The sequence below is a fragment of the Nonomuraea sp. NPDC050404 genome (assembly GCF_040655495.1).
Classification (GTDB): domain Bacteria; phylum Actinomycetota; class Actinomycetes; order Streptosporangiales; family Streptosporangiaceae; genus Nonomuraea.
In genome coordinates this window covers 212,411-236,804 of the sequence record NZ_JBFAKB010000014.1, presented here as the reverse complement: position 1 = coordinate 236,804, position 24,394 = coordinate 212,411, and the positions used below count along the sequence as shown (strand labels likewise).

The window sequence follows — 24,394 nt, the reverse complement described above, 5'->3', positions numbered from 1 at the left end:
GCCTGCGGGGCAGGTGGCAGCCATGAGCGAGACATCCCAAGAGCTGCCCGACGCGATCGGTGGAGTGGACGGCGAGAGTGACGTGATCGCCGAGCGGGCGGGCTGTGACACCCCGAGGTCACGCCGCCCGGTGCACGCCGACCCGCCCGACAAGCAGGACCCGCCCGGTACGCGGGAGAGGTCCGAGCAAGGGGAGAAGCCGGACGACGAAGAGGATGACGAGGACGAGGAGGAGGACGTCATCCGGTCGGACGCGGAAACCGGCTGATCAGCGGTCAGGGGCGCGGGCGGTGCAGGTGGGCGAGGGTCTGCTCCAGTTCCGTCCGTAGGATGTCCTCGGCCGCGTCCTTGTCGCCCTCCCGGACGGCCGCCACCAGCGCCGCATGCGTGTCGTGCCCGGGGTTGCGCTCGTGCTCGCGCAGCCCCAGCAGCTCCACCAGGTCGATCAGCCGCTCCCGCAGCGCAGGCGCGAACTCCGCGAACAGGTCCGACAACACCGGATTGCGCGCGGCCGCCACCAGCGCCGCGTGCAGCGCGATGTCGGCGTCGACGAAGGCCGCGTCGTCGCCCGCCGCCGCCCGCTCCCGTCCGGCCAGCGCCGCCGTCAGTGCCGCCACGTCCTCCTCGGTACGCCGCTCCGCCGCCAGCCTGGCCGCCTGCGTCTCGACGATCATGCGGACCTCGTACACGTCGGTGATGGCGGCCCGGCGCAGCCGTCCGGGCCAGTCCTGCGCCGGTTCCGTGGCGATCACGAACACGCCCGACCCCTGCCGGGCCTGCACCAGCCCCGCCCCGGCCAGCGCCCGCAGCGCCTCCCGCACCGTCGAGCGGCCCACCCCGAGCGTCTTGGCCAGCGCGTTCTCCCCGGGCAGGCGGGTGCCCACCGGCCACTCGCCCTCGGTGATCTGCGCGCGCATACGCTCGGTCGCCTGCTCGACGAGTGGGCTGGGGCGGAGTGATGCGAGCGGCATGGAGAGAACCTCTCAGCTTGTCTGAGGACCTGTGTTGTGGTTAGTCTACCGCCCATGACGTCGTACGGCCTCCTCCTTCTTGGTCGCCGCGGCGGGGCCTGACCGGACCGGCACCCCGCCGCGGTGGTCCCGGGCGCCCGCCGGTCTCCCCGTCAAGATCAGAAGGAAGACGTACGTGTACGACTGGAACAGGCAGAGCCCCGGCAGCATGCCGTACCACCGCTACAAGCCCGCCCACGAGCGCGTCGAGGTGCCGCTGACCGGCCGCGCCTGGCCGTCGCGGCGCATCACCGGCGCCCCGCTGTGGGTGCCCGTCGATCTGCGCGACGGCAACCAGGCCCTGGCCGAGCCGATGGACCCGGAACGCAAGCGCCGCATGTTCGACCTGCTCGTCCGCATGGGCTTCAAGGAGATCGAGGTCGGCTACCCCTCCGCCAGCCAGACCGACTTCGACTTCGTCCGCCACCTGGCCACCCCGGGCGTCGTGCCGGAGGACGTGACCGTGGTGGTGTTCACGGCCGCGCGCCGGGACCTCATCGAGCGCACGTTCGCCGCCATCGAGGGCATGTCACGGGTGGTCGTGCACTTCTACACCGCCACCGCGCCCACCTGGCGCGACGTGGTGCTCGGGCACGACCGGCGCGAGCTGCACGCCCTGATCAGGGACGCCGCCGGGCAGGTCGCCCGCCTGGCCGGCGACCGCGACATCCGCTTCCAGTTCTCGCCCGAGGTGTTCAACCTCACCGAGCCGGACTACGTGCTGGAGGTCTGCAACGACCTGACCGCGCTCTGGGACGCCTCCCCTGACCGCCCGGTGATCCACAATCTGCCCGCGACGGTCGAGGTGGCCACGCCCAACGTGTACGCCGACCAGATCGAGTACATGCACCGCCACCTCGACCGCAGGGATTCGGTGATCCTGTCCGTGCACCCGCACAACGACCGCGGCACCGGCGTGGCCTGCGCGGAGCTGGCCGTGCTGGCCGGCGCGCAGCGGGTGGAGGGCTGCCTGTTCGGCAACGGCGAGCGCACCGGCAACGTGGACCTGGTGACGCTCGCGCTCAACGTGTACTCCCAGGGCGTCGATCCCATGATCGACCTGTCCGACATCGACGAGGTGCGCCGGATCGTCGAGCACTGCAACCGCCTGCCGGTGCCCGACCGCCACCCGTACGCCGGAGACCTCGTCTACACCGCCTTCTCCGGCACCCACCAGGACGCCATCAACAAGGGCATGGCCCACCACGCCAAGCGGGCCGCCGACCTCGGCGTGCCGCCCGAGCAGGCGCCGTGGGAGGTGCCGTACCTGCCGATCGACCCGGCCGACGTGGGCCGCGACTACCAGGCGGTCATCCGCGTCAACAGCCAGTCGGGCAAGGGCGGCGTCGCCTACCTGCTCAACGTCCACCACGGCCTGGAGTTGCCGCGCCGCCTGCAGATCGACTTCTCCTCGGTCGTCCAGCGGGCCACCGACGGCAGCGGCGAGGAGATCACCGCCGGGCAGCTCTGGGAGCTCTTCGAGGCCACCTACCTCGCGCCGGGGGAGATCAGCGCGCTGTCCGCCTGGAACACGGTGGAGAGCGCGCCCGGCACGCACGAGTTCACCGGCACGCTGCGCAGCGGGCGCGAACTGCACGGCACGGGCAACGGCCCGCTGTCCGCGCTGACCGCCGCGCTGGCCGCCGACGGGATTGAGGTCGACATCATGCACTACGCCGAGCACGCCCTGGACCCGGGCCGGGGCAGCCGGGCGATCGCCTACGTCGAGGCCCGCGTGAACGGCGTCACCCGGTGGGGCGCGGCCCGGGACACCTCGATACTGACGGCCTCGGTGCACGCGGTGCTGGCCGCCGTCAACCGGGCCATCGAACGGGCCTGAGCCCCTATTTCTGGGCGGCGGCGCCGGCCGACAGGTGCGCCGCGCACTCCTCGCGATAGCGAAGCGTGCGTGCGCGCACCCGCTTCGGGTCGGCCAGCACGGCCCTGGAGACCGACGGCAGTACGGCGTGGCGTACGGACCCGAACAGCCGCGCCACGTCGGCCGGGGTCGCCCCCTGGGCGCCGAGCCCGGGCGCCAGGATGGGCCCGTTGAGGTCGGTCAGCGAGTGCTCGATCGAGGGCAGCGTCGCGCCCATGACCACCCCGACGGGCCCGAACGGGGCATGCCCCTCGTTCGCCGCCGCGGCCCCCGCCAGCACCTGGTCCGCGACGAGCCGCTGCAACTCGGCCGCCTCCGGGTTGGAGGTGCGGGCCAGCACGAACACGCCCGCGTCGTTGGCCATCGCCGAGGAGATCGCGCCCTGCAACGACCCGAACCCCAGGTACGGGCTGAGCGTCACGGCGTCGGCGGCCAGCGGGCTGCCCTTGTCGAGGTAGGCCTCGGCGTAGGCGGCCATCGTGCTGCCGATGTCGCCGCGCTTGACGTCGAGCAGCACCAGCGTGCCCGCCTCGCGCAGGTCGGCGATGGTGCGCTCCAGCACGGCGATGCCACGGCTGCCCCAGCGCTCGAAGAAGGCCGACTGGGGCTTGACCACGGCGGCCACGTCGGCCACCTCCTCGACGACCGTGCGGCTGAATCGTTCCAGCGCCGCGGGGGAGTCATCGAGGCCCCATCCGTTGAGCAGGGCGGGGCTGGGATCGATGCCCACGCAGAGAGGCCCGTACGCGTCCAGTCTGGCTCGCAGCCGGGCTCCGAAAGACTCGTCCATCTGGCGCTCCACGGTCGGCAGCGGGCATGAAAGGTATTCCGGAGACGATATGGTACCGAGCCCCTGTTGCCCAACCGGTGCCCGGCCCAGTCTTCCGCGGGCGGCCCAGGGGGTAGGTGTGCCACATGTACGAGATCGCCCATCGAGTGCTTTCACTGCACACCGACCCGCCGCGTGACGTCGTGGTCACCGTCGGCGTGCCCTATGAGGAACCCACGGGCGAGTGGTCCTGCCCGTACCGGATCGACGGGCTCGAAGGGTGGGAGCACGAGCGGAAGGTCTCCGGGTTCGACTCGCTGGAGGCGGTCGAGCTGGCGATGGTCATGGTCAGGGCGGCGCTGGCCGGGTCGCACGAGGCCAGGGAGGGGCTGCTGGCCTGGGACGAGGAGCCGGTGCGGCAGCGGGCGCAGACGGTGTACGTGAGCGTGGACGGGGAGCGCAACATCGCCTATCTCGCGATGAAGCACGAAATAGTGCCGGGAGAGGCCATGCGTCAGGTCGTGGCGGAGGACGTCGTCCTCGACTTCGGCGACTCCGGGCAACTCCTGGGCCTGGAGCTCACGGACGCGGCCCGGCTGCTGCCCACCGAGATGCGCATCTGACCGTCACACCCCGTCAACCACCCGGAGAATGATCGATTTCGGCGGGCCGGAATAATGACCCGCGTGAGCACCGGATCCCTCCCCCGCATCGTGGCCACCGACCTGGACGGCACCCTCCTCACCTCTACCGGAACCGTCACCCCACGCACCAGGAAGGCGCTCCGGGCCGCCCGCGCGGCCGGCGCCGAGATTGTCTTCGTCACCGCCAGACCGCCGCGCAGCGTCCCGAAGATCGCCGAGCAGGCCGGCGTCACCGGCACCGTCATCTGCAGCAACGGCGCCCTCGTCTACGACCTGGCCACGGACGAGATCATCGAGACCACCGCCCTCGCGCCGGAAGCGGCCCGCAAGGTCGCCGAGGCGCTCGCCCTGGCGCTGCCCGGCATCGGCCTGGCCGTCGAGACCGGCAGGAACCTGCTGGTCGAGGCGGCCTACACCAGGCGGGTGGAGGACGACCTGGCGGCCTACCGCGAGGTCGCCTCGGTCTTCGACGATGACCGGCCCATCGTCAAGCTGCTCGCCCTGTCACGGGAGCACACGGCCGACAGGCTGCACGCGGCCGTGTCTGCGGCGATCGGGGACCTGGCCGAGGTCACGCACTCCGGCGTGGAGGGGCTGCTGGAGATCAGCGCGCCGGGGGTGAACAAGGCGGCCACGCTCGACCGGTTCTGCCGGGAGCGGGGCGTCGGTGCCGGCGACGTGGTCGCGTTCGGGGACATGCCCAACGACCTGTCCGTGCTGCTGTACGCGGGCGCGGGCTACGCGATGGCCAACGCCCATCCCATGCTGCTGGCGGCGGCCGAACACCGGACGTTGTCCAACGACGAGGACGGCGTGGCCGTGGTGCTGGAGAACCTGTTCGGCTGAGCCTTCACCTTGGTGCCCGCCCACCCCCGCGGGCGGGCACGTCGGACATCACGCGTCGTCGTCCGACACCCGCGAGGCTCCGTCGCAGGTGGCGGGCGACTTGCTGAACAGTGGCACCAGGCCGCCGCACGTGCTCAGCGGCAGCGACACCGGCTCGATGATCTCGTCGTTGAAGATGATCACATCGCCGATGAGGGGCCTGGGACTTGGCTCCGCGGGGGCGGCGCCGTCGGCGTACGCGCTGGTGCAGCACAGCAGCGCGCCCACGACGGCGCCGAGCCCCGCGGCCGCGGGAGCGCTCACCCGCATCCGGTCCGCCATCCGGGGCACCGCCACCCGCCGTGCCACCGGTCTAGACGGCCAGCCGATCCTGCCGCGTCCGCACGGGTTGCTCCGCGCAGCCGCCGGCCTCCTGCTGCGGTCGTCCGCCCATCATGCGATCGATCAGCGCCAGCGCCAGGGCCGAGACGACGAAGGTCAGGTGGATCAGGGTTTTCCATATGAGCTCCCTGTCGGTTATGGAGGGTCTGGCCGCATTGATGAAGATCTGCAGCAGGTGGATGGAGGAGATGCCGATGATCGCCATGGCCAGCTTGACCTTCAGCACGTTCGCGTTGACGTGGGAAAGCCATTGCGGCTGGTCCGGGTGGCCCTCGATGCGCAGCCGCGAGACGAACGTCTCGTAGCCGCCGATGATCACCATGATGAGCAGGTTGGAGATCATCACCACGTCCACGAGGCCGAGGACGATCAGCATGACCGTGGTCTCGGCCGGTTTGCCGCCGAATCCCAGTTGCACCAGGTGGAGCAGCTCCATCATGAAGCGCCACACGTACACGACCTGGGCGACGATCAGCCCCAGGTAGAGCGGCACCTGGATCCAGCGGCTGAGGAACATGACGTAGCCGACGCGCCTCAGCGGTGTCTGCGGCCCGGCCGGCGTGTTGGCCACAGGCAGCTGAGCGAGTTTCACTACGACGTCAGGGCGTTGATGTGCTGAACCCAGGTCTGGACCTCGACGAGCGGGGCTTGGCCGCCTCCCGTGAGGCCGGGAAGGTTGTCGAGAACGATCGGTGGCGCGCCGCCGGCCAGCGCCAGCGTGGCGACGGCTATCAGGAATCGGACCTTCAACGGAACTCCTTGCTGCTCTGCGTGCACGCTATGGGGATGGCTGGGATCGGGCGACGTGGTGATCACGCCGTCCGCGCCGTGTCGAGGGGCGGTCCCGAGCGGTTTCCCGGCCCGTGGGTCAGGGCGCGAGGCAGTTCGTCGGTGTGAGCTCCGGCATCGTCAGCGCAGTCGGATCGACGCCTCCGGCGAGAGCGGTCGGGGTTTCGGCCAGGCACATGAGCACGGCGGCGGGGTCGACGAAGGCGTGTGCGGCCGGGGCGGCGAGCACGGTCAGGCCGCCCGCGACGAGCGCGGCGACGGCGAGTCTGCGGGGGGACGCGAAGCGCATGGAACCTCCTGGGTATCGGTAAACAACAACCGCCGACTAGCTACCCAGAGTAATGCCTCGGCAACACATCGTTTAAGTAAAGTGTTACCTGCGCTTGACGGTGAGGCCGTTGTTGCCTAGAAGGCCGCATGGCGGGCCAGGTGGTCGGCGTGGCGGATGGGCTCGGGGAGGCGGAAGCGGTTGGCCAGGCGGAGGACCTGACTCGCGGCCACGTCCAGCGCGATGCGGTGCCCCTGCGAGACGTACACGGGCTTGACGCCCCGCTGCGTGCGCAGCGCCCGGCCCACCGTGGCGCCCTCGTGGACGATCGGCGTCCAGGCGCCGCGCTCCAGGCCGGGCGGTTCGTGGGTGCCGACGAACCGCGTCTTGCCCACGCCCAGCGCCGGCAGCCCGGTCAGCACGCCCAGATGGCAGGCCAGGCCGAAGCCGCGCGGGTGGGCCAGCCCGTACCCGTCGCAGACCAGCAGGTCGGGCGTCACCTTGAGCCGTTCGAGCGCCGTCACCAGCGCGGGCAACTCGCGGAAGGCGAACAGGCCGGGGACGTAGGGGAAGGCCACCCGGCCGTGCTCCACCACCTGCTCCACCGTCCTCAGCGTCGCGGCGTCGAGCACGACCACCGCCGCCGTCAGCTCGTCGTCGCCGCGGTAGTGCACGTCCAGGCCCGCGACCAGCGCGAAGGTGTCCGGCCCCGTCAGCTCGACCCGCCCGCGCAGCCGGTCCTGGATCTCCTCCGCCTGTGCCGCGTCCGAGGGCCAGGGGTGGAGCCGCTTCACCTGCATCGACCCAAAATATCGCCGATTCTGTAGGGTTCGGCGGTATGGAGGATGTCCTGGTGATCGTCGCTCCCGGGGTGGTGGCCGACGCCGGGCTGCTGGCCGAGATCGCCGCTCGCGAGTTCGCCGCGCTCGGGACGCGGGGGAGGCTCGCGTACGCCCGGGACAGCGCCCATCTGCGCGCCCTGGCCCGCCAGGGTGACACGGTCGTCGTGCTCACCGGGTCGGACGAGCGGGAGCCGGCGCTGACCGGGCCCTCGGTGCTGGTGCGGGCGGTCCTCGATCGGGCCGACGGCGCGCCGCACATCCACGGGCGCGGCATCGAGGGGCTGGCCTGGGCGATCCGGCACGCCGCGCACCGGGCGGGTCATCCGGACGTACGGCGGATCCCCTACGGGCCGTCGCCGGAGCAGTGGGCCGACCTGTACCTGCCCGACCCGGTCACATCGGCGGCCGTGCCGGTCGTGGCCCTGGTCCACGGTGGGTACTGGCGGTCGATCTGGGCGGCCGACACCGTGGAGTCGTTGTGCGCGGGTCTGGCCGGGCGCGGGCTGGCGGTGTGGAACCTGGAGTATCGCCGCCCGGACCTGCACACCTGGGCCACCACCGTCCAGGACGTCACCGCGGGTCTCGCCGCCCTGCACGCCGCCGGACACCCCCTGCTCGACCTGGGCCGGGTGGCCGTCGCCGGGCACTCCGTGGGCGCGCAACTGGCCCTGCGCGCGATCGCCGACGGGGCGCGCGCGTCGCTGGCGGTGTCGCTGGCGGGGGTGCTCGATCTGGTGCAGTGCGAGCGCCGGTGGATGAGCAATGGCGCGGTCGCGGCGGCCATGGGTCCGGCGGGCGGCGACCTGCGTGCCTCCTCACCTCTCCTCCGCCTCCCCTTGGGCGTCCCCCAACTCGTCGTCCAGGGCGCGGATGACGACCTCGATCTGGTCGACTTCGGCCGCCGTTACGCCAGGGCCGCCAGTGAGGCGGGCGATGAGGTGACATATCTCGAAATGCCCGGCGGTCATTTCGAGGTGATCGCCCCTGACACCCCCATTTGCGAGTCCGCGATCGACGCCATCGCCGCGGCCCTCAGGTAGGCGGGGGACGCGCTCCGCCGTGCGAACGTGCTGGACAGCAGCCGCGCGCCGCCGTACGAAGGAGAGATGGAGGTCACGATCGTCGGCGCAGGACCTGTCGGCTGCCTGCTCGCCTGTTACCTGGCCCGCCGCGGCCACCGCGTCACCCTGTACGAGCGCCGCCCCGACCCCCGGGAGGAGGGCCCCGACCGCGGCAGGTCGATCAACCTGGCCATCTCGGAACGCGGCATCGACGCCCTGCGCCGCCTCGGCCTCGACGGCAAGATCCTGGCCGCCGCGCTGCCCATGGCGGGCAGGATGATGCACGCCCCCGACGGCACTCTCACCTTCCAGCCCTACAGCGCCGACAGGACGAAGGCGATCAACTCCATCGACCGGGCCGACCTCAACCTGGAGCTCCTGGACGCGGCGACCGCGCAGCCGGGCGTGGAGGTCCGCTTCGGGCACCGGCTCACCGGCCTGGACGAGCGCACGGGCACGCTGTGCTTCGAGTCGGGGGAGGAGCGGGCCGAGGTGGTGATCGGGGCGGACGGCGCCTACAGCGCGGTCAGGGCCAGGTTGCAGCAGCTGCCCGGGGTGAACTTCAGTCAGGACTACCTCGACTACGGCTACAAGGAGTTGTCGATCCCGCCCAGGGACGGCGAGTTCGCCCTGGACCCGGGCGCGCTGCACATCTGGCCGCGCGGCGGCTCCATGATGATCGCCCTGCCCAACCCGGACCGCTCGTTCACCTGCACCCTGTTCTGGCCGCACGAGACGCTCGCCGCGCTGGACACCCCGCAGCGGGTCAGGGCGTACTTCGCCGAGCACTACCGGGACGCGTTCGAGATGATGCCCGACCTGGTCACGGCCTACCGGGGCAACCCCGTCGGCCACCTGGTCACCATGCGCTGCTCGCCCTGGCACGTCACCACCGGGGCCGCCACGGTCGGGCTCGTCGGCGACGCCGCGCACGCCATCGTGCCCTTCTACGGGCAGGGCGCGAACTGCGGGTTCGAGGACTGCGTGGAGCTGGACCGCTGCCTGGACGAGGCGGGCGACGACTTTCCGCGCGCGCTGGAACTGTTCGAGCGGCGCAAGACCGACACCGACGTGATCGCCCGCTTGGCGCTGGACAACTTCGTGGAGATGCGCGACAAGGTCGGCTCCCGGATGTTCCTGGCGGGCAAACGCCTGGACCACGCGCTGGAACGGGTGTTGCCCGGCTACGTCTCGCGCTATGAGCTGGTCTCGTTCTCGACGACCCCGTACTCGCGGGTGGCGCGGCGCATCGCGCGCCAGCGGGTGGCCGCCGCGCTGGGGGGCGCGGCGCTGCTCGCACTCGGATTCGCGGCGCGTCGCGGCCGGGGACTGGTGCGTACGCCCGAGGCCGAATGACACTGTGCTCATGCTGTCGTACTCCAGCGCCACCGCCGGGACGCCCCTGCTGGGCGAGACCATCGGCGAGAACCTCGAACGGACCGTGGCCCGATTCGGCGACCGGGAAGCCCTCGTGGACGTGCCCGCGGGCCGCAGATGGACCTACACGCAGCTCAACGCCGACGTGGACGACCTGGCCCGATCCCTGCTGGCCAGGGGCATCGCGAAGGGCGACAGGGTGGGCATCTGGGCGCCCAACCGGGCCGAATGGGTGATCGTCCAGTACGCCACCGCCAAGATCGGCGCGATCCTGGTCAACGTCAACCCGGCCTACCGCACCCACGAGCTGCGGTACGTGATCGAGCAGTCGGGCCTGCGCCTGCTGATCAGCGCCCTGGAGCACAAGGGCAGCGACTACCGCGCGATGGTGTCCGAGGTCGGCTTCACCGGCGTCGTCCACCTGGACGACCCGAGCTGGGAGACCCTGACCGCGACCAGGGCGGACCCGGCGGCGCTGCGGGCCCGCATGGCGGAGCTGGCCTTCGACGACCCGATCAACATCCAGTACACCTCTGGCACCACCGGCTTCCCCAAGGGCGCGACGCTGTCGCACCACAACATCCTCAACAACGGCTTCTTCGTCGGTGAGCTGATCCACTACACCGAACAGGACCGCGTCTGCCTGCCGGTGCCCTTCTACCACTGCTTCGGCATGGTCATGGGCAACCTGGGCGCGACCTCGCACGGCTCCTGCATCGTGATCCCGTCACCGGGCTTCGACCCCGAGGCGGCGCTGCGCGCGGTGCAGGAGGAGCGGTGCACGTCCCTGTACGGGGTTCCCACGATGTTCATCGCCGAGCTGGCGCTGGCGGGCAAGTTCGACCTGTCCACGCTGCGTACCGGCATCATGGCCGGCTCGCCGTGCCCCGTGGAGGTGATGAAGCGTGTCGTCGGCGAGATGAACATGCGCGAGGTGGCCATCTGCTACGGCATGACGGAGACCTCCCCGGTGTCCACGATGACCAGGTCCGACGACGACCTGGCGCGCAGGACCGAGACGGTGGGGCGGGTGATGCCGCACGTCGAGGTGAAGATCGTGCACCCGGAGACGCGCCTCACCGTGCCCAGGGGCGAGCCCGGCGAGTTGTGCACGCGCGGCTACTCGGTCATGCTCGGCTACTGGGACGAGCCGGGCAAGACGGCCGAGGCCATCGACGCGGCGCGGTGGATGAGCACCGGAGACCTGGCGACCATGGACGACGACGGCTACGTCAACGTGGTCGGCCGGATCAAGGACATGATCATCAGGGGTGGGGAGAACGTCTACCCGCGCGAGATCGAGGAGTTCCTCTACAGCCATCCGGACATCGCCGACGTTCAGGTCATTGGGGTGCCCGACGAGAAGTACGGCGAGGAGGTCATGGCCTGGGTCGTCATGCGGCCGGACGCCCGGCCGCTGACGGCCGAGCGGGTCAGGGAGTTCTGTTCGGGGCGGCTGGCGCACTTCAAGATCCCCCGGTACGTGCACGTCGTGGACGCCTTCCCGCTCACGGTGACCGGGAAGATCAGGAAGGTCGAGATGCGGGAGCGGTCGGTGGAACTGCTCGGGCTCCAGTCGGCGGCCGCCGTACGCAACGCCTGACCATCTGGTGTGGGTCAGGCGTGCGCCCGGGGTGGGTCGTGCGTGGGTCAGGCTCTGTCGAGTGCGGCGCCCGCCCGTTCGGACACCAGTGTGGCGAACCGGCCGGTCACCCGGTGCCAGACCGGCGTGGAGACCGGTTCGTCCGCCACCGCCCGCGCGTACACCTCGGCGGGATCGAAGCCGTCGGCCCGCCACTCCTTGATGCGGGCCGGCAGCACCTCGGGGTGGAACTGCACGCCCCACGCCCGCTCGCCCACCCGGAACGCCTGGTACGGGCAGGCCGCGGTCTCGGCGAGGTGCGTGGCGCCGCCGGGCAGCCGGGTGATCGCGTCCTTGTGGTGCTCGATCGCGGGCACGACCGGCGGCAGCCCGTGGAAGAGCGGGTCTCCGGCGGCCTCGGGCCTGATCGTGACCGGCAGGCTGCCGTTCTCCGGCGCGCCGGTGTCGCCGGTCACCTCACCGCCCGCGACCTCGGCCAGCATCTGCCCGCCCAGGCAGATCCCGAAGACCGGCACGCCCTCGTCCAGCGCCTGCCTCATCAGCCGCCGCGCGTCACGCAGCCACGGCGCCCGGTCGTCGTCGCCGGGCAGGTAGCCGCCGCCGAGCATGATCATGCCGTCGTGGTGGAGGCGCTCGGGCAGCGGAGCGCCCTCGTGGGCGGGCACGACGTCCAGCCCGAGCCCGGCCTCCGCCCCCAGCCAGTCGCCCATGCGGCTGAGGCCGCCGCTCCTGCTGTTCTGGACGACGAGGATGTCAGCCATCGTAGGCCTCCGCCATGAGGTCGAGGATGTGCTCGTCCACGTCGGCCACGCGGTTGAGCTTGAACATGTGCCACACGCGCCCGTCCGGCATCGGGAACGTCCTGGAGACCAGCGGGTGTTCGACCCGCCGGGGGAGCACCAGCGCGAGCGACAGGCTGCGGGCCTTGGGGCGGATCTCGGCGAACTTGTGCTCGCTCTTGAGGAACACCCCGACCCGCACCGCGTCCTCGTGCACCGGGCCGAGTCCGTCGAGCAGCCGGTCGTAGATCTCCCGGTAGACGGGCGGGTGCGGCGCGAACGTCTCCTCCACGGTGCAGCCGGGCACGCACACGTGCGACTGCCGCGTACGGGCGAACTCCCGGTCACACTCCGGGCACACCCACCGCGTCACGGCCCGCTCCCCGGCGGGGCGGGGGAGGGGCGGGTGGGCGGAGCGGATCGGGACGCGCCGCACGCTGGCGGGGCGAGGGCGCGCCGGGTCACGGCAGGTTCGCCGCCCTGGCGGTGTGGCGCAGGAGCAGGGCCGTGGTGACCGGGCCGACGCCGCCGGGCACCGGGGTGAGCGCGCCCGCCACCCGCGCGACCGCCTCGAACGCGACATCGCCGGTCAGCCCGCCGTCGTCGGTCGGATTGGTGCCGACGTCGATCACCACCGCGCCGGGCGCCACGTGCCCGGCCCCGATCAGCCCCGCCCGCCCGACGGCCGCGACCAGCACGTCGGCCTCGGCGGTGACGGAGGCCAGGTCGCGGGTACGCGAGTGGCAGACGGTGACGGTGGCGTGCCGGTCCAGCAGCAGGTGCGCCAGCGGCTTGCCCACCACGGTAGAGCGGCCGACCACCACGGCCCGCCGCCCGGCGAGCTCCACCTCGTAGTGGTCGAGCAGCGCCATCACGGCCGCCGCCGTGGCGGGCGGGAAGGCGGGCAGCCCGGCGGCCAGCCGGCCGAGCGAGAGCGGGTTGGCGCCGTCCACGTCCTTGCGCGGGTCGATGTTCGCGGCCAGTTCCTGCGCCGAGGCGCCCTCGGGCAGCGGGGTCTGCAACATCAGGCCGTGCACGTTGGGGTCGGCGCCGAGCCTGGTCAGCGTCTCGCCGATCTGGTCGGGGGCCGCCCCGGGCCCCAGGTCCACCACGTCGCAGGCGATGCCGACGCCGGCCGCGGCCTTGGCGATCGAGCGGACGTACCACAGGCTCGCCTCGTCGGCGGTGGCCACCACCACGGCAAGCCTCGGCTGCACGCCCGCCGCCGCCTCGGCCTGCGTCTGCGCCCTGATGGCCGCGGCCAGGTCCTTGCCGGTCAGCGTCCTCAAGATGTGCTCTCCTCGCCGCTCGGCGCCTTCACGACAGTCTGGTCCGCCTGCCGGTGGGTGTCCGCACGAGTCCGGTCCTCCCGCCTGGTAGGCATCCGCACGCGTCCGGTCTCCTCTCCGGTCGGCGCCTTCACGCGTTGATCTCCTCGCGTACCTCGGCGGTTACCCAGTCTGCCCTGGCGACGGAGGCGTCCACGCCCGACATGCGGATGTTCAGCTCTTCGCGTACTCGCTCGTCCTTGATGCCGCCCAGGTTGACCTCCACGTTCACCCTGGCGGTGGTGAGGGCGGCGCGGGCGGCCTCGGCGGCGGCGGCCACGTCGGTGACGACGTTGCGGTTGCCGATCGGCAGCAGCAGCTCGCACAGCTCCACCAGGCGGACCGCCGCCTCGATCACCCGGGCGGGCGGCTCGGCCGCGCCCGCGAGGGCCCTGGCGATGGTGGCGCTGCGCTCCTCGCCCTTGGGCAGCCGGTAGGCGTCGGTGACCGCGGTGAACGCCGCCGCGTCCTCCTCGGCCAGCCTCAGCGCCCGCGCCCGCAGGGTGTCGGTCTCGGCGATCACGGCGACGACGGTGTCGGCGTGGTCGGCGTATTTCTCCCCGGTGCTGTAGCGCGCCACCATGCCGAGCAGCGCGGCGGCCTGCGCCGCGTGCAGGGCCGCCGTCGCGCCGCCGCCCGGAGCCGGTACGCGGCCTGCCAGCTCGGCCAGGAAATCGTCGATCTTCATGTCGCGCATGGCGACATTCTCTCAGGCCCGGCGCGGGTCATCCCGGAACATCGGCCGGGTGGTGTCCTCCGGATTGCTGACCGGCGGCGGCAGGTACGGCGACGGCGAGGACAACGTCGACGGCTCGTGACCCCACTGCCCGGCCTCGTAGGGCCCCGCCTCGTACGGCGCCGCTTCGGCGTACCGCACCCTGCCGCGCCACCGCGACGGGAACAACGAGACGACGAGCAGCGCCACGCCGAGCACGGTCTGCATCCCCGAGTACCCGAGAGCCGTGAACCCCGCTCTCAGGCTGCCGGGCAGCAGGTCGGTCGGCAGCAGCTTCAGTCCGGTGGTCATCTCCACGAACGGCAGGACCCCCACGGCGACGAACGCCAGGCCGCCGAGCAGCGAGGCCACCGGCGACAGGCGCGAGCCGAGCAGGAAGGCCAGCAGGATCGCCGTCGCGGCGAGCACGCCGACCGCGACCCAGGAGATCCGGAACGATGAGGTGAGTTGCAGTTGGAGGTCGCCGACCCCGTACCACAGGCCGGCGGCGACGATGGGCGGCAGGAGCAGTCCCGCGAGCACTCCCAGAGCGTGACGGGCACCGTTTGACATGACTAACCCCGTTTGTTCGGCTCCGTCCCAACCTACTCGCCGGATTCGTTCAGCGTGGCGCGGTCTCCGAGTCGAGCCGGGCGCCGATCAGCTTGGGGAACGAAGCCCTGTCGCGGCCGGTGATCGGGTACGCCGGATTTCCCGACTATCCTGCCTGGTTGTGGCGTTTACTGAGAACCTCCTGTGAAGCGGCCCGGAGGGCTTTGCGGCGCCCGATCACTTGGGCATCGTGGGCCGCATGAGATCCGCGATCCTGAAGACCGCACTCGGCGTCATGGTCGCCGTCATGCTGGGCGCCACACCGGCGCAGGCGGCCACGAAGCCCGACACGTTCCCGCTGCCCAACGGGTTCCAGCCGGAGGGGATAGCGATCGGGGGCCACCACGCCTACTTCGGCTCACGCGCGACCGGTGACATCTACCGGGCCGACCTGCGTACCGGAAAGGGGGCCGTCATCAGCAAGGGGCCGGGCACGCAGTCGCTCGGGCTCAAGACCGACGGCCGCGGCCGGCTGTTCGTGGCGGGGGGCAACGCCGGGAACGCGCGGGTGATCGACCTGCGCGATGGGGAGGTCATCAAGTCCTACCAGCTCGCCACCGGCACGTCGTTCGTCAACGACGTCATCCTCGTCGGCCGCGCCGCGTACTTCACCGACTCGGCCAACCCGGTGCTGTACAAGCTGGAGCTCGGCCGGGGCGGCGCGCTGCCCGACGAGGCCGTCAAGATCCCGCTCAGCGGCGCCATCCAGTACACGACCGGCAACAACGCCAACGGCATCGCCCCGAGCCCCGACGGCAGGTCGTTGCTGATCGTGCAGTCCAACACCGGCAAGCTGTTCGAGGTGAACCCGTCCTCCGGCGTCACCACCGAGGTCGACCTGGGCGGCGAGGCGCTGACCAACGGCGACGGCCTCCTGCTGCATGGCCGCACCCTGTACGCCGTGCAGAACCGCCTGAACACGATCGCCGTGATCGGCCTGGCCCGCGACGGCGCCTCCGGCAAGGTCACCGAGCGGCTGACCGACGACAGGTTCGACGTGCCCACCACGGTCGCCGCGTACGGCCACCGCCTCTACCTGCCCAACGCCCGCTTCACCACGACCCCGACCCCCGACACCACCTACGACGTCGTGGCCGTCAAGCCCTGACCCTCACCACGCCCGCTTCACCACGACCCCGACCCCGACACCACCTACGACGTCGTGGCCGTCAAGCCCTGACCCTCACCGCGCGCCCCGGCCTCCGGGGCGCGCCCCCTACTTCTTGATCGTGTACTTGTCGCCGTAGACCTTCCAGGTCAGCGGCGGCCGCAGGTCGAGATTGCGGTCGTTAAGGAACACCCGCTGCATCGTGTCCACCCGCGTCGTGTCCCGGTGCGCCCGCTCGGCCTTCATCGCCGCCCTGCGGGCGTCGAGGAACGCGTTGAGGTAGGTCACCTCGTCCCCGCCCCGCGCGGGCGTCCTGGCCTTGGCCACCGCGGCCTTCCTGATCGCGCCGACGCTGTGCCTGCCCTGGCCGGGGCCGTGCATGACGACGGCGTCGTAGTAGACGAACTGGCCGAGCGCGCGCAGCCCGTCCTTCTTCGCCTGCCGTACGGCCGGGCCGAAGTAGACGCGGTCCCGCTCGTGGTCCTGGGCCTTGCGGAAGACGGGATCCTTGGCGGCCGTCTTCCAGTCCCTGATGAAGTGCGGGGCCAGGCCCTTGAGCGAGTCGGTCCCGTTGACCCTGCGCAGCGCGGGCAGGTACGCGGCCAGCACGTTGCCCGGCTTGCGCCGGGTGTAGAGCTCGACCAGCTCCAGCATGTCGCCGGTGCCGGAGCAGAAGCCGATGATGCCGGCCGTGTAGCCGCGATCGTCCTTGATGTCCTCGATGTAGCCGTACTGGGCCTTCCAGTCGAGCGAGGAGTTCTCCGCACTGGACACCAGCCGCATGGCGATGTCCTTCTTGTGTGGATCTGTGAGGTCGGCCGAGGGCGCGACGGTGAGGGACAGGGCCAGAACGGCAGCGGTCAGCACGGGTGGACCTTACTCCAGCGGGCGCAGCGCCGCGAGCTGCTGCTCGAACGGCACGACCTCCCCGTTGTGCGATTCCTCCGGCCGGGGAGCGCGGTGCGCCGCCAGATCGGCCAGCTCCTGCGCGGCGCGGGCGACGCGCTCGCCGAGCCCGTCGGTGAACGCGTCACGGCCGCCGCCCCAGTCCTCCGAGGCCGCGTACACGGCGGTCGGGACGACCACGGCACGCAGGTAGGCGAACAGCGGGCGCAGCGCGTGCTCCAGCGCCAGCGAGTGCCTGGCCGTGCCGCCGGTGGCCGCGATGAGCACCGGCTTGCCCGTCAGCGCGGTGTTGTCCAGTACGTCGAAGAAGGACTTGAACAGGCCGCTGTAGGAGCCGCTGAAGATCGGCGTGACCACGATGAGCGCGTCGGCCCCGGTCACGGCCTCGATCGCCGCTCGCAGCCTGGCGGCGGGGAAGCCGGTGACGAAGTTGTTGGCGATGTCCACGGCCAGTTCGCGCAGCTCCACCACGCGCACCTCCGTGCCCTGCGCCCGCTGGGCGACCGCCTCGGCCAGGCGGTCGCCGAGCAGGCGGGTGGAGGACGGCTGGGTCAGTCCAGCCGTGACGACGACGAGCTTCATGGGTCTCCTCAGGCGGTGACGGGGGTGTTCTTGGCGGCGAGCAGGGAGGCGTGGGTGGGCGCGTCCGGCACCTCGGCCGGGCGGTCCTTGGCGAACTCCCGGCGCAGCACGGGCACGACCTCCTCGCCGAGGATGTCGAGCTGCTCCAGCACGGTCTTCAGCGGCAGGCCCGCGTGGTCCATGAGGAAGAGCTGGCGCTGGTAGTCGCCGAAGAACTCCCTGAACTCCAGGGTCCGCTCGATGACCTGCTGCGGGCTGCCCACGGTGAGCGGGGTCTCGGCCATGAAGTCCTCCAGGGAGGGGCCGTGGCCGTACACGGGAGCGTTGTCGAAGTACGGGCGGAACTCGCGTACCGCGTCCTGGGAGTTCCTGCGCATGAACACCTGGCCGCCCAGGCCCACGACGGCCTGCTCGGGCGTGCCGTGGCCGTAGTGCGCGTAGCGCTGGCGGTACAGGCCGATCAGGCGCATGAAGTGCTCCTTCGGCCAGAAGATGTTGTTGGCGAAGAAGCCGTCGCCGTAGTAGGCGGCCTGCTCGGCGATCTCGGGCGTGCGGATCGAGCCGTGCCAGACGAACGGCGGCACCCCGTCCAGCGGGCGCGGCGTGCTCGTGAAGCCCTGCAGCGGCGTACGGAAGCGGCCCTCCCAGTCCACGACGTCCTCGCGCCAGAGCTTGTGCAGCAGCGCGTAGTTCTCGACGGCCAGCGGGACGCCCTGCCTGATGTCCTGCCCGAACCAGGGGTAGACCGGCCCGGTGTTGCCCCGGCCCAGCATGAGGTCCACCCGGCCGTCCGCCAGGTGCTGCAACATGGCGAAGTCCTCGGCGATCTTCACCGGGTCGTTGGTGGTGATCAGCGTCGTGGCGGTGGACAGTTGCAGGCGTTCGGTCCTGGCGGCGATGTAGCCGAGCATGGTCGTGGGGGAGGACGGCACGAAGGGCGGGTTGTGGTGCTCACCCGTCGCGAACACGTCGAGCCCCACCTCCTCGGCCTTGAGCGCGATCGTCACCATCGCCTTGATCCGCTCGTGCTCGGACGGGGTCGTGCCGTTGGTGGGATCGGTGGTGACGTCGCCCACACTGAAGATTCCGAACTGCACTTTAGTCACCATCCATGACTGTTGAATCTTTGACGGCTACGGTAGCGCCACAGGCTCCGCGGATATTCCATCATCGGGCATGTCCCGTTATGACCGGCAGGGGCACCGGGGGCCGATCGCCTCGGGCGGGGGCCTCGTGAACCGGATCGTCGCGCCGTACCAATAACAGGAGAAGACAACGGCGGAACGAGCGATCTGGTGACATATGACGACCGAGCTGACCGACGCGGCCCTGATCGAGGAATCGCTCAGGGCGCCGGAGGTGTTCACCGAGGTTTTCGCCCGTCACGCCGATCAAGTGCACCGTTACCTGGCGCGGCGGGTCGGCCCCGATGTGGCCGAGGACCTGGTGTCCGACACCTTCCTGACCGCCTTCGAGCAGCGGCATCGCTTCTCGGCCGAGCGCAGCCCCACCGGGGCGCTGCCGTGGCTGATGGGCATCGCCACCACGCTGCTGCGCGGGCACGGCCGGGCGGAGGCCCGGCGCTGGCGGGCGCTGGCGCGGATGCCTGCCGACCTGGGCGGCCTCAGTGAGCCGTCGCCCGCCGACCAGGTGGCGGAGCGGGTGGACGCGGGCGACGTCGTACGCTCGGCCGCCCGCGCCATTCGCGGCATGGCGCCCGGCGACCGTGACGCCCTGCTGCTCTACGCGTGGGCGGACCTGAAGTACGAGGAGATCGCCGCGACGCTGGAGATCCCGGTCGGCACCGTCCGATCACGGATCCACCGCGCCCGCGCGCAGTTACGCGCCGCACTCCAGCCCACCACCGCGACATCCGGCACCTGACTCACCCTCGCAGCGCCCGGCACCTGACTCACCCTCGCGACATCCGGCACCTGACCACCACCTCAGCGTCCGGGCACCCGCCCCCACCACCTCGCACTCCGGCGTCCAGTCCACCATCTGATCGTTCGCCGTCCAGCCCACCCCCAAGGAAGGCACGGCCCTTACCATGAGCGAGATCGACCTGCTCAGCAGGATAGGCGGTGATGTGCCGCCACTCTCCGAGGCGGCCCGCGACCGCATTCACGCACGGCTGATCGCCCGCGCCGCGGGCGCGCCGGCCGCCCGTTCCCCGCGCCGGGGCCTGCGGGTCGCGGCCGTGGCGGCGGCTGCCGCAGTGGCCGCCGCGGCGGCGGTGCCGCTGCTGTCCGGCACCCCGGTCTACGCCGTGGACAGGCTCGCCGATGGCACGGTGACCGTCAGGATCCACGAGTTCCTGCAACCGGAGAAGCTGCGGGACAGCCTGCGTGCCGCCGGCGTCAACGCCGAGGTGACCTACCTGCCGCTCGGCAGCGCCTGCCGGGCGCGCGCTCTGCGTACCGTCCCCGCCCAGCTCGCGGCCGAGCAGCCGGCGGACGGCGGTACGGCGTTCCGCATCCGGGCCGGGCAGGTGAAGTCCGGGCAGACGCTGGTCCTCGTGGCCACGTTCGCCGAGGACGATCCGGCGCGGGCGGGCAGCATCTCGCTGAGCGTCGCCGAAGGGGCCGTGCCGCCGTGCACGGTGGTGCCCGGCGACGATGCGGTGCAGGTCGAACCGGTCAAGCCCGGCGGCGTGCATCATCCGGCGGCCTCGTGATGGAAACAGCGGCCTCCCGGGAGCGATCGCTTTCGGGGGGCCGTACCTCGTGCCATTTTGGTTGGTCCGTAACACCGGCTGAGGACTTCTTCTCACCGGGAATCACCGCCAGGGGGAAAGAATTCGGGCATGAAAAAGTGCCCTCGGCCGGGCCGAAGGCACTTTTGTTCACCGGTTCTACTGGAACCAGCCGCCCCAGACGGCGTTGGTGCCGACCGGGCAGGTCAGGGTGTGGTTCCAGGTGCCGTAGTACCGAGTCCCCGTGAAGCGGTAGCGGACACCGTTGCTGCAGTCGACGTAAACCCGATAGCCGGTCGAGTCACTGGTGCAGGTCATATAGAAATTACGACCCGAGGTCCAGCCATTGTAACAACTGGCGGCGAAGGGTACGACCTGGCCGGCCGCGGCGGCGGACCTGTCGCTGGATTTCGTCTTCGACGCGACCGCGTCATTGTGCGTTCTGGTGCCTTCGGTCTCCGACTTGCTGACGACGCTCGCGCCCGGGTCGGCCTTGGTAACCGTGGCCGATGCGGTGCCGGTCGGCGCTAACACGAACGCCATCGCGAAGATGCCGGCGATGAGTCCCAGGAGAGTTCTGAGTTTCACGGGATGTCCTTCCGAGATGCGGCGATCGAATCGTCGGACGCACTCTGAGCTGGTCGGAGTGCGTCCGTAACCAGAGTGCGCCACCGAAAGGCAGGACTCAATTAGACCTTTGGGTAAGGCGACCCGCTAGTCCTGTGCGACGGCTCTCGCGTACGCGTAAGCCGCCAATCCGGCCTGCAGCCGGGATTCCAGTCCAAGAGCATTGAGAATGGCGGCGGTATGCGCCTTGACGGTGTGTTCTGTGACGGTCAGCCGATGCGCGATCTGCCGGGTGGACATTCCCTTTCCGAGTAGCAGGAACACATCAAGCTGACGCGGAGTGAGCAGCGCGACGGACGATCGGACATCATCACGCGGGACATGATCTTGAATGGCTGCCAACGGGCCCCTCCATATTCCCTGTGGCACATGTCGAAACGCCGGACACAGGAGGACATGATCGCGCCCAATTGACTGATTTGCTGCATCCCCCCGAGGGTCTTATCGACCGTATGTCCCCGACGCATCACGAACTGACTATCATGAGTCAGTCGAGCCCGACAACCGTCTTTCTCTCATGGTGAGATGTCGGGTCACAGAATTGCAGGGTAAGGAATCCGGAACGGAATTAGCTGCACAATGAACCCTGTTTTGAGGCAGGGCCGTAACAAATACGGAACATCCAGGACGCGCAGGCCGGCGTCGCACCTACCCGCGAGGCGACCGCCGCACGGTCGCTGTCAGAGGCTGTTGATGTCGGCGGGTCCGAGTATCCGCTTGGGCGCGCCCCGCTCGGCCACCGTGATCATGGCCTTGCCGACCTGCTCGGTCGTGGTCATCGCGCCGCCGAACAGCCGTCGCAGCATCGGGAACATCGGCCGCGTCACGACGTAGACCGCCCGGTAGAGCCTGGTGCGGGAGGTGACGCCGTACATTGGCTGGATGTAGCCGGGCCTGAACATGAATCCCTTGAGCGGCAGCACCAGCAGCGCGACCTCGGTCTCGCCCTTCACCCTGGCCCACATGGCCCGCCCGTGGGCGTCGGCGCCGGCCCCGGACACGTACACGAAGGTCGAGCCGGGGCTGAGCCGGGCCAGTGTCCGTGCCACCGACAGCGTGAGGTCGAACGTGACGCGCCGGTAGTCCTCCTCCCGCATCCCGGCGGAGGAGACCCCCAGACAGAAGAAGCACGCGTCGTACCCGCCCAGCTCCCCCTCCAGCCCGGACAGGTCGAGCAGGTCGTGGCGGACCTCGCGCAGCTTCGCGTGCGTCACCCCGGTCGGGGAGCGGCCGACCGCGAGCACGGCGCTGATCCGGTCGTCGAGCAGGCACTCCCTGAGCACGCCACGCCCGATCATCCCGGTCGCGCCGAACAGGATCACCCTCATGGCACGCTCCTCATCTTGACGACAATAATCGTTCCGGCAGCCGGCCCCCTCGCGGACGGCCGGTCACGTCAGGTCCCGGATCGCCTCGGCCAGCCGGATGCGGGCGATCGCCGGGATGGACAGGCCGCGCGCGGAGATGCCGATCGCCCACTCCGTGCCGGGCACGACCGCGCCCGCGCACGCCACCTCGTCCCTGAACTGACCGTGCTCTTCCACCACCTGCCCGGGAAGCAGGCCCGACAACTCCTCCTCGACGTCCTCCACGCTGGCGGGGGTGCAGGAGGTGAAGCGGCGCAGGCCGTACTCGGTCAGGACGCCGCGCCGGGCCCGCGACGGGAGCGAGAGCAGCAGCGCCTTGCCCAGCGCGGTGGCGTGCGGAGCCGTCTCCAGGCCCGCCTGCAGGTCCTCCAGCCACGGCGAGCGCGGCCCCTCGGCCACGTCCAGCACCACGAGCCGCCCATCCTCCATCGCCGCCAGGTACGCGGTGTGCCCGGTCACGGCGGCCAGGTGGCGCAGCACGGCGGCGGCGCGGGGCGGCCGGTCGAAGGCGTCCAGCATCTCGTGGAACCGCTCGGCCACCTGCGAGCCGAGCACGTAGTCGCCGTCGGTCCGCCGGCGCAGGTAACCCTCGTAGCTCAGGGTGCGGACCAGGTGGTAGGAGGTGGACAGGTTGAGGCCGCAGCGGCGGGCGATGACCTTGACCGACAGCGGTCGGTCGGCCCGCGACACCTCTTCCAGCACGCGTAGCGCGCGCGAGACGCTGCGGATCAGATCGCTGGGTTGTTCGCCGGTCATCCTCCCAGCATCTGCGCCATTTGAAAACCGGACGCCTACCCCAACAGGCACACCCGTCCGACGATGAGGCCATGCCGGAGATACCGCAGTGGGCCAGTCAGGCACTGTCCGGGGTCTATGACCCGTGCTGCAGGGAGAAGGGCATTTCCGTCGTCGAGATGGGCCTGGTCAGATCGGTCGAGGTGGATGCGGGCCGGGCCCGGGTGGAGCTGCTGCTGACCTCGGGCTGGTGCCCGTTCGCCGCCAGGGTGCTCACCGAGGTGCGCGAACGCATCGAGGAGCAGCCCGGCATCCGCGAGGCGGAGGTCGAGGTCGTCTGGGACGAGGTGTGGACGACCGACCGGCTCTCCCCGAGGGCGGCCCGGATGTTGCGCTTCCTGCCCGCCCCCGCACAGGTGCCCGACAAGGAGGACTACATCAGGAGGAGGGAACTACGGTGATCGACGACTTCTTCGTGTTCGACAGCGTGGCGCACATCTTCAACTTCGAGGCCAAGAACGCCTTCGGCCCGGCGGGCCAGATGTTCTCCAACCACCTGTACGCCTTCCACACCACCCTCACCCCGGAGGGCGAGACCAAGCTGCCGCCGGAGGAGTTCCTGCGGCAGTGGACGATCGACGACATCCGCCGCATGGTTTTCGAGGAGTCCGACACGGACATGCTGGTCGCCATGCCGCTGCCGCTCACCGACCTCTACCACGACGGCCTGTCGCCGTGGCAGGAGTGCGCGGAGCTGGCCGCCCGCGACCCGGACCGCACGGTCTTCTGGGGTACGGTGAACCCGCTGGAGGGCCGCAAGGCGCTGGACCTGATGGAACGCCAGGTGGGGGAGTTCAACGCGCGCGCCTTCAAGCTGTACAACGTGCGCTACGACTACGGCTCGCCGTACCCGTGGCGGATGGACGACCCGCGTGTGGCCTTCCCCATCTTCGAGAAGGCCCGTGACCTGGGCGTCAACCTGATCGGCGTGCACAAGGGCGTCCCGCTGGGCCCGCAGCCGATCGAGCACACCCAGACGTGGGACATGGACGGCGCCGCCGCGAACTTCCCCGACATCAACTTCGTCATCTTCCACGTCGGCCTGCCGTTCCTGGACGAGACCTGCTGGCAGCTCATCCGCTACCCCAACCTGTACGCCGACCTCGCGGCCACGATCAACTTCATCGTCAGGGCGCCGCGCATGTTCGCCGAGATCATCGGCAAGCTGCTCTTCTGGTGCGGCGAAGACAAGATCATCTACGGCTCGGAGGCGCCGATCTTCCACCCGCAGTGGGCGCTGAGGGCGTTCAGGGACTTCACCATCCCGCAGGACCTGTGCGACGGGTACGGCTACCCGCAGCTCACCGACCAGGCCAAGCGCAAGATCCTGGGCGAGAACCTGCTACGGCTGCATGGGCTTGCTCCGGTGCACGGCCTGTAACAGCCCCACGGCCAGCAGCCCGGCGACCGT

At 70.6% G+C, this 24,394-nt stretch carries 31 protein-coding genes; 12 read left to right on the top strand and 19 right to left on the bottom strand.

Translation table 11 applies throughout. From position 1 onward, the window contains the following. Positions 1 to 22 precede the first annotated feature (22 nt). Positions 23 to 268: a hypothetical protein gene (locus tag AB0I81_RS35335; RefSeq protein ID WP_360665852.1), complete on the top strand. Its 246-nt coding sequence runs from the start codon at positions 23 to 25 to the stop codon at positions 266 to 268. Positions 269 to 275: 7 nt separating this feature from the next. Here AB0I81_RS35335 and AB0I81_RS35330 read toward each other — a convergent pair whose 3' ends face one another. Further along, positions 276 to 971 carry an FCD domain-containing protein gene (locus tag AB0I81_RS35330; protein WP_360665849.1) on the bottom strand — a complete coding sequence of 232 codons (696 nt, stop codon included), beginning with the start codon at positions 969 to 971 and terminating at the stop codon, positions 276 to 278. A gap of 208 nt (positions 972 to 1,179) precedes the next feature. On the opposite strand from AB0I81_RS35330, the gene leuA reads away from it, so the two are divergent. Further along, positions 1,180 to 2,850 (top strand): 2-isopropylmalate synthase, encoded by a 1,671-nt coding sequence (gene leuA / locus AB0I81_RS35325; RefSeq protein ID WP_360666074.1) that lies wholly within the window; start codon positions 1,180 to 1,182, stop codon positions 2,848 to 2,850. Positions 2,851 to 2,854: 4 nt separating this feature from the next. On the opposite strand, the gene pyrF is transcribed toward leuA, so the two are convergent. After that, positions 2,855 to 3,679 (bottom strand): orotidine-5'-phosphate decarboxylase, encoded by an 825-nt coding sequence (pyrF, locus tag AB0I81_RS35320; RefSeq protein WP_360665846.1) that lies wholly within the window; start codon positions 3,677 to 3,679, stop codon positions 2,855 to 2,857. Between the two features lie 125 nt (positions 3,680 to 3,804). Between pyrF and AB0I81_RS35315 the strand changes: the two genes are divergently transcribed. Both AB0I81_RS35315 and AB0I81_RS35310 read left to right on the top strand, forming a co-directional pair. Beyond that, complete coding sequence (locus AB0I81_RS35315; RefSeq protein ID WP_360665843.1) at positions 3,805 to 4,281, top strand: hypothetical protein; 477 nt, start codon at positions 3,805 to 3,807, stop codon at positions 4,279 to 4,281. Positions 4,282 to 4,344: 63 nt separating this feature from the next. Beyond that, positions 4,345 to 5,148: an HAD family hydrolase gene (locus AB0I81_RS35310; protein WP_360665840.1), complete on the top strand. Its 804-nt coding sequence runs from the start codon at positions 4,345 to 4,347 to the stop codon at positions 5,146 to 5,148. 48 nt (positions 5,149 to 5,196) lie between these two features. On the opposite strand, the gene AB0I81_RS35305 is transcribed toward AB0I81_RS35310, so the two are convergent. From AB0I81_RS35305 to AB0I81_RS35285, 5 genes are all read right to left on the bottom strand, one after another. After that, positions 5,197 to 5,496, bottom strand: coding sequence for a hypothetical protein (locus AB0I81_RS35305; RefSeq protein ID WP_360665837.1), 300 nt, complete (start codon positions 5,494 to 5,496; stop codon positions 5,197 to 5,199). Between the two features lie 4 nt (positions 5,497 to 5,500). Beyond that, positions 5,501 to 6,121 (bottom strand): TIGR00645 family protein, encoded by a 621-nt coding sequence (locus tag AB0I81_RS35300; RefSeq protein WP_360665834.1) that lies wholly within the window; start codon positions 6,119 to 6,121, stop codon positions 5,501 to 5,503. Next, positions 6,121 to 6,279: a hypothetical protein gene (locus tag AB0I81_RS35295; RefSeq protein ID WP_360665831.1), complete on the bottom strand. Its 159-nt coding sequence runs from the start codon at positions 6,277 to 6,279 to the stop codon at positions 6,121 to 6,123. Before AB0I81_RS35295 ends, AB0I81_RS35300 begins: the two co-directional genes overlap by 1 nt. 118 nt (positions 6,280 to 6,397) lie before the next feature. After that, complete coding sequence (locus AB0I81_RS35290) at positions 6,398 to 6,607, bottom strand: hypothetical protein (protein ID WP_360665828.1); 210 nt, start codon at positions 6,605 to 6,607, stop codon at positions 6,398 to 6,400. A 116-nt stretch (positions 6,608 to 6,723) separates the two neighbouring features. After that, positions 6,724 to 7,386, bottom strand: coding sequence for an endonuclease V (locus AB0I81_RS35285; RefSeq protein ID WP_360665825.1), 663 nt, complete (start codon positions 7,384 to 7,386; stop codon positions 6,724 to 6,726). A gap of 38 nt (positions 7,387 to 7,424) precedes the next feature. Between AB0I81_RS35285 and AB0I81_RS35280 the strand changes: the two genes are divergently transcribed. From AB0I81_RS35280 to AB0I81_RS35270, 3 genes are all read left to right on the top strand, one after another. Beyond that, positions 7,425 to 8,468 carry an alpha/beta hydrolase gene (locus AB0I81_RS35280; protein WP_360665822.1) on the top strand — a complete coding sequence of 348 codons (1,044 nt, stop codon included), beginning with the start codon at positions 7,425 to 7,427 and terminating at the stop codon, positions 8,466 to 8,468. Between the two features lie 66 nt (positions 8,469 to 8,534). Next, on the top strand, positions 8,535 to 9,845 hold the full coding sequence (locus AB0I81_RS35275; RefSeq protein WP_360665819.1) for an NAD(P)/FAD-dependent oxidoreductase: 1,311 nt from the start codon (positions 8,535 to 8,537) through the stop codon (positions 9,843 to 9,845). Between the two features lie 10 nt (positions 9,846 to 9,855). Further along, entirely contained in the window at positions 9,856 to 11,469 is a 1,614-nt protein-coding gene (locus AB0I81_RS35270) for an AMP-binding protein (protein ID WP_360665817.1), read from the top strand. A 47-nt stretch (positions 11,470 to 11,516) separates the two neighbouring features. On the opposite strand, the gene AB0I81_RS35265 is transcribed toward AB0I81_RS35270, so the two are convergent. From AB0I81_RS35265 to AB0I81_RS35245, 5 genes are all read right to left on the bottom strand, one after another. Next, a complete protein-coding gene (locus tag AB0I81_RS35265; protein WP_360665814.1) occupies positions 11,517 to 12,230 on the bottom strand; it encodes a type 1 glutamine amidotransferase in 714 nt (237 codons plus the stop codon). Next, entirely contained in the window at positions 12,223 to 12,621 is a 399-nt protein-coding gene (locus AB0I81_RS35260; protein ID WP_360665811.1) for a DUF5655 domain-containing protein, read from the bottom strand. The genes AB0I81_RS35265 and AB0I81_RS35260 overlap by 8 nt, the downstream gene beginning before the upstream one ends. Positions 12,622 to 12,709: 88 nt before the next feature. Further along, positions 12,710 to 13,537, bottom strand: coding sequence for a bifunctional 5,10-methylenetetrahydrofolate dehydrogenase/5,10-methenyltetrahydrofolate cyclohydrolase (locus tag AB0I81_RS35255; protein WP_360665808.1), 828 nt, complete (start codon positions 13,535 to 13,537; stop codon positions 12,710 to 12,712). Between the two features lie 130 nt (positions 13,538 to 13,667). Continuing rightward, entirely contained in the window at positions 13,668 to 14,273 is a 606-nt protein-coding gene (locus tag AB0I81_RS35250) for a cyclodeaminase/cyclohydrolase family protein (RefSeq protein ID WP_360665805.1), read from the bottom strand. 12 nt (positions 14,274 to 14,285) lie between these two features. Continuing rightward, a complete protein-coding gene (locus AB0I81_RS35245) occupies positions 14,286 to 14,864 on the bottom strand; it encodes a hypothetical protein (RefSeq protein ID WP_360665803.1) in 579 nt (192 codons plus the stop codon). 238 nt (positions 14,865 to 15,102) lie between these two features. On the opposite strand from AB0I81_RS35245, the gene AB0I81_RS35240 reads away from it, so the two are divergent. Continuing rightward, positions 15,103 to 16,011 (top strand): superoxide dismutase, encoded by a 909-nt coding sequence (locus AB0I81_RS35240; protein ID WP_360665800.1) that lies wholly within the window; start codon positions 15,103 to 15,105, stop codon positions 16,009 to 16,011. A 108-nt stretch (positions 16,012 to 16,119) separates the two neighbouring features. Here AB0I81_RS35240 and AB0I81_RS35235 read toward each other — a convergent pair whose 3' ends face one another. From AB0I81_RS35235 to AB0I81_RS35225, 3 genes are read right to left on the bottom strand one after another with little or no spacing between them, the layout of a single operon-like run. Further along, positions 16,120 to 16,878, bottom strand: a complete 759-nt coding sequence (locus AB0I81_RS35235) for a chitosanase (protein ID WP_360665797.1) — start codon at positions 16,876 to 16,878, stop codon at positions 16,120 to 16,122. Positions 16,879 to 16,887: 9 nt separating this feature from the next. After that, a complete protein-coding gene (locus AB0I81_RS35230) occupies positions 16,888 to 17,499 on the bottom strand; it encodes an FMN reductase (RefSeq protein WP_360665794.1) in 612 nt (203 codons plus the stop codon). Between the two features lie 8 nt (positions 17,500 to 17,507). After that, positions 17,508 to 18,596, bottom strand: a complete 1,089-nt coding sequence (locus AB0I81_RS35225) for an LLM class flavin-dependent oxidoreductase (RefSeq protein WP_360665791.1) — start codon at positions 18,594 to 18,596, stop codon at positions 17,508 to 17,510. Positions 18,597 to 18,801: 205 nt separating this feature from the next. Here AB0I81_RS35225 and AB0I81_RS35220 point away from each other — a divergent pair, with 205 nt between their 5' ends. Together AB0I81_RS35220 and AB0I81_RS35215 are read left to right on the top strand one after the other, a co-directional pair. Further along, entirely contained in the window at positions 18,802 to 19,383 is a 582-nt protein-coding gene (locus tag AB0I81_RS35220) for an RNA polymerase sigma factor (RefSeq protein ID WP_360665788.1), read from the top strand. A gap of 166 nt (positions 19,384 to 19,549) precedes the next feature. Next, the gene (locus tag AB0I81_RS35215) at positions 19,550 to 20,176 is read left to right on the top strand and encodes a hypothetical protein (protein WP_360665785.1); all 627 of its coding nucleotides are present in this window, start codon (positions 19,550 to 19,552) and stop codon (positions 20,174 to 20,176) included. Positions 20,177 to 20,353: 177 nt separating this feature from the next. Here the strand turns inward: AB0I81_RS35215 and AB0I81_RS35210 are convergent, their stop codons facing one another. The 4 genes from AB0I81_RS35210 to AB0I81_RS35195 all read right to left on the bottom strand — a co-directional run bounded on the left by AB0I81_RS35210 (position 20,354) and on the right by AB0I81_RS35195 (position 22,944). Further along, entirely contained in the window at positions 20,354 to 20,782 is a 429-nt protein-coding gene (locus tag AB0I81_RS35210; protein ID WP_360665782.1) for a hypothetical protein, read from the bottom strand. A gap of 126 nt (positions 20,783 to 20,908) precedes the next feature. Continuing rightward, positions 20,909 to 21,163 carry a helix-turn-helix transcriptional regulator gene (locus AB0I81_RS35205; protein WP_360665779.1) on the bottom strand — a complete coding sequence of 85 codons (255 nt, stop codon included), beginning with the start codon at positions 21,161 to 21,163 and terminating at the stop codon, positions 20,909 to 20,911. Positions 21,164 to 21,501: 338 nt separating this feature from the next. Beyond that, on the bottom strand, positions 21,502 to 22,149 hold the full coding sequence (locus AB0I81_RS35200) for an NAD-dependent epimerase/dehydratase family protein (protein WP_360665776.1): 648 nt from the start codon (positions 22,147 to 22,149) through the stop codon (positions 21,502 to 21,504). 63 nt (positions 22,150 to 22,212) lie between these two features. Continuing rightward, positions 22,213 to 22,944, bottom strand: coding sequence for a helix-turn-helix domain-containing protein (locus AB0I81_RS35195; RefSeq protein WP_360665774.1), 732 nt, complete (start codon positions 22,942 to 22,944; stop codon positions 22,213 to 22,215). A 71-nt stretch (positions 22,945 to 23,015) separates the two neighbouring features. On the opposite strand from AB0I81_RS35195, the gene AB0I81_RS35190 reads away from it, so the two are divergent. Both AB0I81_RS35190 and AB0I81_RS35185 read left to right on the top strand, forming a co-directional pair. Then, positions 23,016 to 23,384: a metal-sulfur cluster assembly factor gene (locus AB0I81_RS35190; RefSeq protein WP_360665771.1), complete on the top strand. Its 369-nt coding sequence runs from the start codon at positions 23,016 to 23,018 to the stop codon at positions 23,382 to 23,384. Continuing rightward, a complete protein-coding gene (locus AB0I81_RS35185) occupies positions 23,381 to 24,364 on the top strand; it encodes an amidohydrolase family protein (RefSeq protein ID WP_360665768.1) in 984 nt (327 codons plus the stop codon). Before AB0I81_RS35190 ends, AB0I81_RS35185 begins: the two co-directional genes overlap by 4 nt. Positions 24,365 to 24,394: the final 30 nt, after the last annotated feature.